The following is an 11,069-nucleotide window of genomic DNA, read 5'->3' on the forward strand; positions in this document are numbered from 1 at the left end:
GGCGCGGGCTCGCTTTGGAGAAACACATGAGTTACCAACAAGCACTGAGCGGTCTGGGCGCGGCGTCGAGCGACCTCGATGTGATCGGCAACAACATCGCGAACGCGAACACCGTCGGCTTCAAGCAGGGCGCGGCGCAGTTCGCGGACATGTACGCGAGCTCGATGGCCACCGCCGTCAGCAACCAGATCGGCATCGGCACGCGTCTTGCCGAAGTGCAGCAGCAGTTCTCGCAAGGCACGATCACCACGACCAACCAGGCGCTCGACGTCGCGATCAACGGCAACGGCTTCTATCAGCTGTCGAACAACGGCTCGGCCGTGTATTCGCGCAACGGCGTGTTCCATCTCGACGACAACGGCAACATCGTCAACTCGGCGGGCCTGCAGCTGATGGGCTATGCCGCGGATTCGGGCGGCGTCGTCAACAGCGCGAGCACGGTGCCGCTCACGGTGCCGACGGCGAACATCGCGCCGACCGCGACCAAGACGATCACCGCCGCGTTCAACCTGAACTCGCAGGACGACAACAAGACGGCCGCCGACTTCAATCCGACGGACGGCAACACGTACAACGCGTCCACCTCGGTGGATGTATACGACACGCTCGGCGGCACGCAGAAAGTCTCCGTCTACTTCACGAAGTCGGCCACGGGCACGTGGGAAGCCTTCGCGGGTTACGGCGATCCGGTCACGCAGCAGACCGATCTCGGCGCGGTCACCTTCGATGCGTCGGGCAATCTCAACTCCACCACCGCGAGCACGACGGGCAGCGTGACCTCCCCGAAAACGGGCCAGTTCACCTTCACGATTCCCAATGGCGCGGACAACGGCGCCACCACGCAGACGCTCACGCTGAACCTCGCCGGCACGACGCAGTACGGCGCGAAGAGCGGCCTCACGAACCTGCATCAGGACGGCAACAGCACGGGCGAGCTGACGGGTTTCACGGTCGGCACGGACGGCATGCTGACGGGCAACTACTCGAACGGCGAAACGAAGGCGCTCGGCCAAATCGCGATCGCCAACTTCAACAACCAGAACGGCCTGCAGAACCTGGGCGGCAACGTGTACGCGCAAACCGCCGCTTCCGGCGCGCCGCAGGTGTCCGTGCCGGGCTCGACCAACCACGGCACGCTGCAGGGCGGCGCGGTGGAAAACTCCAACGTCGACCTGACGAGCGAGCTCGTGAACCTGATCACCGCGCAGCGCAACTATCAGGCGAACGCGCAGACGATCAAGACGCAGCAGACCGTCGACCAGACGCTGATCAACCTGTAAGCATCGTCCGCACGCATAGGCAAGAAGGAAGCGATTCATGGACCGTCTGATCTACACCGCGATGACCGGCGCAAGCCAGGCGCTCGAGCAGCAGGCCGTCGTGGCGAACAACCTCGCGAACGCGTCGACCACGGGTTTCAAGGCGCAGCTCGCGGCGTTCCGCCAGGTGCCGATGTCGTTCGAAGACCAGTCCGCCGATGGCACGACGCGCACTTTCGTGCTGTCGTCCACGCCGAACGCGGACTACTCGGCAGGCCCGATCCAGCAGACGGGTAATCCGCTCGATGTCGCGATCCAGGGCCCCGGCTGGCTGTCCGTGCAGGCGGCGGACGGCAGCGAGGCGTACACGCGCGCGGGCAACCTGCACGTGGATCAGAACGGCCAGCTCGTCACGGCGAACAATCTGCCGGTGCTCGGCGGCGGCGGTCCGCTGTCGATCCCGCCGGGCGCGGAAGTGACGGTCGGCAAGGACGGCACGATCTCCGCGCTGATTCCGGGCGACCCGCCGACGGCGATTGCGGTCGTGGATCAGCTGAAGCTCGTGAATCCCGATCCGGCGACGCTTTCGCGCGGCGACGACGGGCTCTTCCGCACCGCGACCGGCGACCCCGCCGATGCGGACCCGAACGTCGTCGTGGCCGGCGGTGCGCTCGAAGGCAGCAACGTGAACCCGGTCTCCGCGATGGTCTCGATGATCACCAACGCCCGGCAATTCCAGATGCAGACAAAGCTGATGGAATCGGCCGACCAGAACGAACAGTCGGCCAACAAGCTGCTGAACTTCAGCTAAGCGGCGAACCCAGGACACAGGAAACATACGGATATGAATCGCTCTCTCTACATCGCCGCGACCGGCATGAATGCGCAGCAGGCGCAAATGGATGTCATCTCGAACAATCTCGCCAACGTGAGCACGAACGGCTTCAAGGGCTCGCGCGCGGTGTTCGAGGATCTCCTGTATCAGACCACGCGCCAGCCGGGCGCCAATTCGACGCAGCAGACCGAGCTCGCCTCGGGCGTCCAGCTCGGCACTGGCGTCCAGCAGGTCGCCACCGAGCGCCTCTATACGCAGGGCAACCTGCAGCAGACCGGCAACTCGAAGGACGTCGCGATCAACGGCCAAGGTTTCTTCCAGGTGACGATGCCCGACGGCACGACCGCCTACACCCGCGACGGCTCGTTCCAGACCAACGCGCAAGGCCAGCTCGTCACGTCGAGCGGCTACCAGTTGAACCCGGCGATCACGATTCCCCAGAACGCGACGTCGATCACGATCGGCTCGGACGGCACGGTGTCGATCACGCAACCGAGCAGCACGGCCAACACGACGGTCGGCGCGATCCAGCTCGCGACCTTCATCAACCCGGCCGGTCTCGAAGCGCGCGGCGAAAACCTGTTCTCCGAGACGGGCAGCTCGGGCGCGCCGAACGTGTCGCAGCCGGGCCTGAACGGCGCGGGCTCGCTTCAGCAAGGCTATGTGGAGGCGTCGAACGTGAACGTCGTGCAGGAGCTGGTCAACATGATCCAGACCCAGCGCGCCTACGAGATCAACAGCAAGGCCGTGACCACGTCCGACCAGATGCTGCAGACGCTCTCGCAGATGCAGGTTTGAAGTCACGCTTAACCAGAGTCACCAAGATGTCGCCCACCAGATTCTTCGCACAGGCTTCGCGCCTTGCCTCGCTGGCCGTGCTCGGCGCGGCGGTCGCCGCGTGCGGCCTCGTGCCGAAAGAGCCGATCGTCCAGCAGCCGATGACCGCGCGTCCGCCGCAGCCGCCCGTCGGCACGCGTTCGCCCGGCGCGATCTACAACGCGGGCTACGCGGGCCGGCCGCTGTTCGAAGACCAGCGGCCGCGCAATGTCGGCGACATCCTGACCATCGTGATCTCGGAAAACGTCAACGCGACGAAGTCGTCCGCGGCGAACACCAACCGCGGCAGCAACGCTTCGTTTGCGGTGCCGACGACGCCGGGCATCTTCGGCGGCCTCTTCAACAACACGAACCTGTCGGCCACCGGCGCCAACAAGTTCACGGCGACGGGCGGCGCGAGCGCGGCCAACACGTTCAGCGGCACGCTGACCGTCACCGTGACGGAAGTCCTGCCCAACGGCAATCTGATGGTGAGCGGCGAGAAGCAGATGCTCATCAACCAGGGCAACGAATTCGTGCGCTTCTCGGGCGTCGTCAACCCGACGACCATTTCGGGCAGCAACACCGTGTTCTCCACCCAAGTCGCCGACGCGAAGATCGAATACTCGGCGAAGGGTTACATCGACGAAGCGCAGAACATGGGCTGGCTGCAGCGCTTCTTCCTCAACGTCGCGCCGTTCTGATCATGAATTCGCTTCTTCGCTTCGTTTCGCTCTCGCTCGCGGCCGTTCTCGTGGCGCTCGGCTCCGCGCCGCCCGCGCACGCCGAGCGCCTGAAAGACCTCGTCTCGTTCCAGGGCGTGCGCGACAATCCGCTGATCGGCTACGGTCTCGTCGTCGGCCTCGACGGCACCGGCGACCAGACGATGCAGACGCCGTTCACGACACAGAGCCTGACCAACATGCTCGGCAACCTGGGCATCACCGTGAACCCTTCGACGACGCAGAACATGCAGCTGAAGAACGTCGCCGCCGTGATGGTGACCGCGACACTGCCGCCGTTCGCGCGGCCGGGCGAAGCGATCGACGTGACGGTCTCCTCGCTCGGCAACGCGAAGAGCCTGCGCGGCGGCACGCTGCTGATGTCGCCGCTGAAGGGCGCGGACGGCCAGGTGTACGCGATGGCGCAGGGCAATCTCGTCGTCGGCGGTGCGGGCGCGAGCGCGAACGGCAGCAAGGTGCAGGTGAACCAGCTTGCGGTGGGCCGCATCTCGGGCGGCGGGATCGTCGAGCGCGCGGTGCCGACGGCGCTGCAGCAGCAGGGCGGCGTCATGCAGATGGAACTGCGCGAGATGGATTTCGACACGACGCAACGGATCGTCGCGGCGATCAACAACCAGTTCGGCATGGGCACGGCGCTCGCGCTCGACGGCCGCACGATTCAACTGCGCGCGCCGCAGGACGCGAGCGAGCAGGTGTCGTTCATGGCGCAGCTGCAGAACATCGACGTGCGTCCGGCTCAGGCCGCCGCGAAGGTGATCCTGAACGCGCGCACCGGCTCGATCGTGATGAACCAGATGGTCACGCTGCAGAACTGCGCGGTCGCGCACGGCAATCTCTCGGTCGTCATCAACACGAAGACGGCGGTGAGCCAGCCGGGCGCGTTCTCGAACGGCCAGACTGTGGCGGCGAAGGAGTCGTCGATTCAGCTGAAGCAGGACAGCGGCGCGCTCAAGATGCTCAGCGCGGGCGCGAATCTCGCCGATGTCGTGAAGGCGCTGAACGCGCTCGGCGCGACGCCGGCGGATCTCATCTCGATTCTCCAGTCGATGAAGGCCGCGGGCGCGCTGCGCGCCGACCTCGAAATCATCTAAGGAACGAAGGCTCATGAACTCGAATACGAGCGGCATCGCCAGCGCTGCGCTGGCATCGACCGATACGACGAGCGGCTTCTCGAATCTGTCGAACCGCTTCGCACTCGACACGCAGGGCTTCGATGCGCTGCGCGCGCAGGCCAACACGAATCCGCAACAGGGACTGAAGGAAGCCGCCAAGCAATTCGACGCGGTCTTTACGCAGATGATGCTGAAGAGCATGCGTGACGCGACGCCTTCGGACAGCCCGTTCGAATCGAACGATACGAAGTCGTTCACGTCGATGCTCGATCAGCAGTTGTCGCAGCAGATGTCGTCGAAGGGCATCGGCGTCGCGGACATGATGTTGAAGCAGCTCATGCGCAACGCGGGCGGCAAGGCCGGCGCGAACGGCACGGGCGGCGCCAACGCGATGAACGCGCTCGGTGGAATGGCAGGCGGCAGCGGCGACATCGAGGCGAACGCCGGCAACCTCGCCGCGATGAACGCGATGGCGAAGGCCTATGCGGCGGCGCAGGCCAACAGGAACAACGCGTCGCTCGCCGGCAAGGGCTATTCGGCGACGGATTCGCTCGAGCCGCCCGTGCGCGGCAACGGTTCGGACAAGGTCAACGCGTTCGTCGACCGGCTCGCCGTGCCGGCGCAGGCCGCGAGCGCCGCGACGGGCATTCCGGCGCGCTTCATCATCGGGCAGGCGGCGCTCGAATCCGGCTGGGGCAAGCGCGAGATCAAGACCGCGAACGGCGCGACGAGCCACAACATCTTCGGCATCAAGGCGACCAAAGACTGGACCGGCAAGACCGTTGATTCCGTCACGACGGAATACGTGAACGGCCGCCCGCAGAAGGTCGTGGAGCGTTTCCGCGCGTACGATTCGTACGAGGAAGCGCTTACCGATTACGCGAGCGTGATCAAGAACAACCCGCGCTACGCGCCGGTGGTTCAGGCCTCGCGCGATGTCGCGGGCTTCGCCCACGGCATGCAGAAGGCGGGCTACGCGACCGATCCGCAGTACGCGAAGAAGCTCATTTCGATCATGCGCCAGATTGTCTGACGACGGCGCCGTCGGATCGTCCTGCAATCAGCCGATGTTTGCGGCCGCCTTTTTGCTGTGGGAAGGCATCGCCCGTGCACTTCCGGCGCGCCGGGGCGCGATTGTCCGGATTCCGGGCGGTTGCAAACGTTTTACGTCGGTAGGGACGGCGCACCACATACTTTTTACGCGGGGCAACCCTAAACTTTTGAAGGGGTATGCCGCTAACCTGAATAATCGAAGTGCCGGACCAATAGGGGTTCGGATCGACGCGCGAGGTTCGGGGGCTTGAGCGGCGCGCGTGCACAATGAATACGGCTAGCACCATGAACACCAATCACAAGCATGACGTTGCCGACGAGGATATCGCACCGATCGTGGATTTCGGCAGGCGCAATTCGCTGGAAATCGGCGTGGCGCTGCGTAATCTCGCCAATCGCGGCGACTTCCTTACGGCGCAGTATGGCGACGGGCAGATCGTCACGCGTCTGCTCGACGTCGACGTGACGGCGCATCGCTTCACGTTCGACTGGGGCGGCGTGGCGGAGCAGAACCGGGGCGTGCTTGCATCGCAGAGGCTCGTTTTTCATGCGGCGCCGGAGGGCGTGCGCGTCGAGTTCACGACGGCCGGACCGCGCGAGACGGTGTTCGACGGACGGCCGGCATTCGAGGCGGAGTTTCCGTCGGTGCTTTATTACATGCAGCGGCGCGAGTATTTCCGCGTCGAGGCGCCGGTGCTCGATCCTTATCTTTGCACGGGCAGTTTGCCGAATGGTGAGCGGTTTCGCTTTGAAGTGCATGACCTTTCGCTCGGCGGTGTCGCGTTGCGTACGACGGACGAGCGCGTGGCGGATCTCGAGATGGGTATCGTGATTCAGGATGCCGAGCTGCATTTCAGCGCGAATGGCAAGGTTACGGTGGATATGAAGCTCGTTTCGCATCGCGAGTCGACCACGGCGAAGGGGGATCGTCGGTATACGATCGGGTTCAAGTTCACTTCGATGCCGGGGTCGGCGGAGAATACCTTGCAGCGGCTCATCACGCAGCTCGAAATGAAGCGGCGGTCGTTGGTGAAATAGTTTTTTTGTTCGTCTTGGCTTGCAAGGTCTTGTTCGCTTGCTTCCGTTTTCGTGGAATCCTGAATTCTTAGTGGTCTACTAGCGTTGCCCCTGTGCGGGGCAATGCTAATAGACCGACGCGAACACAGGCTTTCACAGAAGCCCAGCAAGACAAAACCAAAACCAAAACCAAGACCAAAACCCCCGAAATAACCCCAAAACCCCACGCTCTTCGTGCAATAGCCATTGCACCACTCAATCGATAATGGCCCCATCGCGACAACCGTCCAGCTTCCCCGTCGAAGCCACGACGGACAACCCGCCGCTCAACTTCCCCGGCAATCGGCCGATATATAAGGCAGCCATGCGGCAGCGCCCAATCCCACGCCGCTTCACCAGGATTCACGCATGTCCAACAACATCTTCGGCATTGGTCTCTCCGGTCTGAATGCGGCCCAGTGGGGCCTGACGACGACGGGACAGAACATCAGCAACGCCGCGACGCCGGGCTACACGCTCGAAAAGGTCCAGTATCAGGAGTCGTCAGGGCAGTTCACCGGTTCGGGATATCTCGGCAGCGGCGTTCAGGCAGTCACCGTCACACGTCAATACAGCCAGTACCTGACGACGCAAGTGAACAACACGCAGGCCTCGAGCAGCGCCGCCAGCACGTACTACTCGCTCATCTCGCAGCTGAACAACCTCGTCGGCGATCCTACTCAAGGCATCGCGCAGGGTATCACCAATTACTTTTCCGGCCTGCAGTCGGTGGCGAACTCGGCAAGCAGCACCTCGGCGCGCCAGTCGCTCATGAGCAGCGCGCAGACGCTCGCCGATCAGATCAACTCGGCAGGCGCGCAATACGATCAACTGCGCCAGAGCGTCAACACGCAACTGACGAGCGCCGTCTCGCAGATCAACAGCTACGCGCAGCAGATCGCGGATCTCAACAAGCAGATCAACATCGCCAGCGCGGGAGGTCAGCAGCCGAACCAGTTGCTCGATCAGCGCGATCAACTCGTCACGAACCTCAGTTCGATGATCGGCGTGCAAGTCGTGCCGCAGGACGGCAACTACAACGTGTTCATCGGCAACGGGCAGCCGCTCGTCGTCGGCAATACGCAATACGGCTTGCAGGCTGTGCCTTCGTCGTCCGACCCGAGCGAGCTCACCGTCGCGTTCCAGAGTCGCGACGGCTCGACGCAGACGCCCGCGACGACGCAATACATCGACAACTCGGCGCTCACGGGCGGCGTCGTCGGCGGTCTCATCGACTTCCGCACGCAGACGCTCGATCCGGCGCAAGCGCAACTCGGCGCCGTCGCGACGAGCTTCGCCACGCAACTCAACGACCAGAACAAGCTCGGCCTCGACCTCAACGGCGTCCAGGGCGGCGACCTCTTCGCGACGAGCAATCCGACCATCCTGGCCAACGCGCGCAACAAGAGCACAGGCACGCTGACCGCGTCGATCGCCGATGGCACGCAGCCGCCGGCCAACGATTTCACCGTCAGCTACGACGGCAGCCAGTACACGGTGACGGACCCGGCGAGCGGCCAGAAGCTCGGCACCATCGATCCCGCAGTCGGGAACGCCACGATCAACGGACTGAACATCGACGTGTCGGGCCTGACCGATGTGCAGAAGGGCGACTCGTTCACGATCCAGCCGACGCGCGGCGCGCTCGACGCCTTCAGGCTCACGACGAGCAACGGCGCGGCGATCGCGGCGGCGTCGCCCGCGGTGACCTCGGCCGCGAGCACGAACACCGGCACGGCCTCGATTTCGTCGGCGACGGTGTCGAGCGGCTACTCGATGACGTCCGACATCCAGCTGACGTACAACGCGTCGGCGGGCGGCTTCACGTCGAACGTCCCGGTGACCGTCGGCGGAACGAACTACGCCGTCGGCACGACCATTCCGTACAGTGCGTCGACGGGCATGACGATCGTGTCGAACGGCGTCTCCGCCACGGTTAGCGGCACGCCGAAAGACAGCGACGTGTTCAGCATCGCGCAGAACAAGGGCGGTACGAGCGACGGCAGCAACGCGCTGGCGATGTCCAACCTGGTTTCGTCGAAGTCGCTCAACGGCGGCACCGACACGCTGACGAGTTCTTACGCGAACTACGTGAACACCATCGGCAACCAGACCAATCAGCTCAAGGCGACGAGCTCGGCGCAGACCGCGCTCCTCTCTCAGGCGACCACGGCGCAGCAATCGGTGCAGGGCGTGAATCTGAACGAGGAAGCGGCGAACCTGATTCAGTATCAGCAGCTTTACCAGGCGAACAGCAAGGTGATCCAGACCGCCGCGACGCTGTTCCAGTCGCTGCTCGGCATGTTCAACTGAGGCAAATCGCGATGCGAATTTCCAGTTCCCAATACTTCAACATGAACGTCGCTTCGATGAGCGACCAGCAGAGCTCGCTCGCGTCGATGTATCAGCAGATCTCGTCGGGCAAGCGCATTCTCACGGCGTCGGACGACCCCCTCGGCGCGGCGCAGGCGGTGCAGCTCACGATGAAGAGCGGTGCGCTCGCGCAATACGGCACGAATCAGACGGCGGCGCTTTCGTCGCTGCAGCAGGAGGACTCGACGCTCGGCAGCGTAAGCAACGCGCTGCAGAGCATCCAGACGCAGATCGTGCATGCCGGCGACGGCTCGCTGAACGATGCGGACCGCACGTCGATCGCGAACACGATCCAGGGCCTGCGCGACCAGCTCTTCGGTCTCGCGAACACCACGGACAGCAACGGCAACTACATCTTCTCCGGCTTGAAGGGCGGGGCCGCGCCGTTTTCGAACGATCCGTCCGGCGTCGGCACGACGTACTCGGGCGATCTGGGCCAGCGTACGGTGCAGATCAGCGAGGGACGTTCGATCCCGGTGGGCGACACGGGCGTATCGATTTTCCGCAGCGTGTCGCCGACCGAGAGCAATCCGGTGTCGAGCGCGGGCGGTTCGAACTCGGGCACGGCGACGATCGGCCCGGTGAGCGTGACCGACACGAGCAACGCGGGCAACGCGAGCAAATACACGATCACGTTTTCGATCTCGCAGACGGACGGCACGACGAGCTATTCGGTCACGTCGGACCCGGCGGACAACACGTTGCCGGCCGATGTTCCCTACACGGGCAAGACGGACATCACGCTTGGCGGGCAGAAGGTGACGATCGACGGCACGCCCGGAAACGGCGACACCTTCACGGTGCAGCCGGCGGCGACGGACAACAACGACATTTTCGCGACGCTCGACAACATCGTGAATGCGCTCAAGCAGACGACCGGTTCGCCGGCTGCGCAGGCGGCGCTGACCAACGCGCTGACGACGGCGAGCACGAAGGTCAACAACACGTTCAACAATGTGCTGGCGGCGCAGACGGTGGTCGGCGGGCGCGAGCAGGAAGTGCAGTCGACGCAGACGGCGATGCAGACGAGCCAGACGCAGACGGCGAGCGATATCGCCAATCTGACGAGCATCGATCTGGTTTCGTCGATCAGTCAGTATGAGTTGACGCAGACTTCGCTGCAGGCCGCGCAGATGGCGTTTTCGCAGATTCAGAAGATGTCGTTGTTTGATTACATTGGGAATTGATTTTTTTGTTTGCTTGTTCTTTCGGGGAATCCTGAATTCTTAGTGGTCTGCTAGCGTTGCCCCTGTGCGGGGCGGCAGTCACTTTCTTTGCTGCTGCAAAGAAAGTAACCAAAGAAAGCAGCTTTTGGCCCAGGCGGACTCGTCGTCATGGTTGGGCGTGGCCCAGCCTCTAAGTGTCGCCCTCATAGGACTAACGCGGCTTGGCTCGCGCACGGTCTGACGAGCTAGCTATCCAAGGGCGCTGGTTCAGCACCGAAGCGTTCCGGCACAGCGCTGCGCGCTGCCGAAGGGTATGCAAGGGAAACCAGCGGGAGGCACATGCGGAGAGATGGAGGCGTAAGCCAAGAAGCACGGGCAGACCCGATTGACCGGACGGCCGCGTAGCGCGCCGGAGCTCGCTAGTGCTGCACCAGCCAGCTAAACGGTGCGATGACACAGTGGGTCCGCGATCCAAGTCCGGTTAGGCCTATGTGGGCACTCTTTAGGGGCTGGGCCACGCCGAACGATGACGACGCGTTCGCCTCAAGCACTCTGGGCCAAAGCTGCTTTCTTTGGTTACTTTCTTTGCAGCAGCAAAGAAAGTGACTGCCGCCCCGCACAGGGGCAACACCAATAGACCACTAAGAATTCAGGAT

Annotated in this window: 9 protein-coding genes; all 9 read left to right on the forward strand. The window is 63.6% G+C overall.

Features of this window, described 5'->3' with window-relative positions; genetic code table 11:
• The first annotated feature begins 26 nt into the window (after positions 1-26).
• The 9 genes from flgE to flgL all read left to right on the forward strand — a co-directional run bounded on the left by flgE (position 27) and on the right by flgL (position 10,434).
• Positions 27-1,280, forward strand: coding sequence for a flagellar hook protein FlgE (gene flgE / locus AWB83_RS33045; protein WP_087049833.1), 1,254 nt, complete (start codon positions 27-29; stop codon positions 1,278-1,280).
• 37 nt (positions 1,281-1,317) lie between these two features.
• The gene (gene flgF / locus AWB83_RS33050) at positions 1,318-2,070 is read left to right on the forward strand and encodes a flagellar basal-body rod protein FlgF (protein ID WP_087049834.1); all 753 of its coding nucleotides are present in this window, start codon (positions 1,318-1,320) and stop codon (positions 2,068-2,070) included.
• Positions 2,071-2,103: 33 nt separating this feature from the next.
• On the forward strand, positions 2,104-2,892 hold the full coding sequence (gene flgG, locus AWB83_RS33055; protein ID WP_087049835.1) for a flagellar basal-body rod protein FlgG: 789 nt from the start codon (positions 2,104-2,106) through the stop codon (positions 2,890-2,892).
• A gap of 26 nt (positions 2,893-2,918) precedes the next feature.
• A complete protein-coding gene (locus AWB83_RS33060) occupies positions 2,919-3,614 on the forward strand; it encodes a flagellar basal body L-ring protein FlgH (protein ID WP_087049836.1) in 696 nt (231 codons plus the stop codon).
• Positions 3,615-3,616: 2 nt separating this feature from the next.
• Positions 3,617-4,744 (forward strand): flagellar basal body P-ring protein FlgI, encoded by a 1,128-nt coding sequence (locus AWB83_RS33065; protein ID WP_087049837.1) that lies wholly within the window; start codon positions 3,617-3,619, stop codon positions 4,742-4,744.
• 13 nt (positions 4,745-4,757) lie between these two features.
• Positions 4,758-5,798: a flagellar assembly peptidoglycan hydrolase FlgJ gene (flgJ, locus tag AWB83_RS33070; RefSeq protein ID WP_087049838.1), complete on the forward strand. Its 1,041-nt coding sequence runs from the start codon at positions 4,758-4,760 to the stop codon at positions 5,796-5,798.
• 305 nt (positions 5,799-6,103) lie between these two features.
• The gene (locus AWB83_RS33075; protein WP_087049839.1) at positions 6,104-6,856 is read left to right on the forward strand and encodes a flagellar brake protein; all 753 of its coding nucleotides are present in this window, start codon (positions 6,104-6,106) and stop codon (positions 6,854-6,856) included.
• Positions 6,857-7,243: 387 nt separating this feature from the next.
• Complete coding sequence (gene flgK, locus AWB83_RS33080) at positions 7,244-9,187, forward strand: flagellar hook-associated protein FlgK (protein WP_087049840.1); 1,944 nt, start codon at positions 7,244-7,246, stop codon at positions 9,185-9,187.
• An 11-nt stretch (positions 9,188-9,198) separates the two neighbouring features.
• Positions 9,199-10,434 (forward strand): flagellar hook-associated protein FlgL, encoded by a 1,236-nt coding sequence (flgL, locus tag AWB83_RS33085; protein WP_087049841.1) that lies wholly within the window; start codon positions 9,199-9,201, stop codon positions 10,432-10,434.
• The last annotated feature ends 635 nt before the right edge of the window (positions 10,435-11,069 follow it).

The organism is Caballeronia ptereochthonis, assembly GCF_001545075.1.
Classification (GTDB): Bacteria; Pseudomonadota; Gammaproteobacteria; order Burkholderiales; family Burkholderiaceae; genus Caballeronia; species Caballeronia ptereochthonis.

Coding starts and splice junctions, on each gene's coding strand:
- flgE (WP_087049833.1), top strand. CDS start 27: ATGAGTTACCAACAAGCACTGAGCGGTCTGGGCGCGGCGTCGAGCGAC.
- flgF (WP_087049834.1), top strand. CDS start 1,318: ATGGACCGTCTGATCTACACCGCGATGACCGGCGCAAGCCAGGCGCTC.
- flgG (WP_087049835.1), top strand. CDS start 2,104: ATGAATCGCTCTCTCTACATCGCCGCGACCGGCATGAATGCGCAGCAG.
- AWB83_RS33060 (WP_087049836.1), top strand. CDS start 2,919: ATGTCGCCCACCAGATTCTTCGCACAGGCTTCGCGCCTTGCCTCGCTG.
- AWB83_RS33065 (WP_087049837.1), top strand. CDS start 3,617: ATGAATTCGCTTCTTCGCTTCGTTTCGCTCTCGCTCGCGGCCGTTCTC.
- flgJ (WP_087049838.1), top strand. CDS start 4,758: ATGAACTCGAATACGAGCGGCATCGCCAGCGCTGCGCTGGCATCGACC.
- AWB83_RS33075 (WP_087049839.1), top strand. CDS start 6,104: ATGAACACCAATCACAAGCATGACGTTGCCGACGAGGATATCGCACCG.
- flgK (WP_087049840.1), top strand. CDS start 7,244: ATGTCCAACAACATCTTCGGCATTGGTCTCTCCGGTCTGAATGCGGCC.
- flgL (WP_087049841.1), top strand. CDS start 9,199: ATGCGAATTTCCAGTTCCCAATACTTCAACATGAACGTCGCTTCGATG.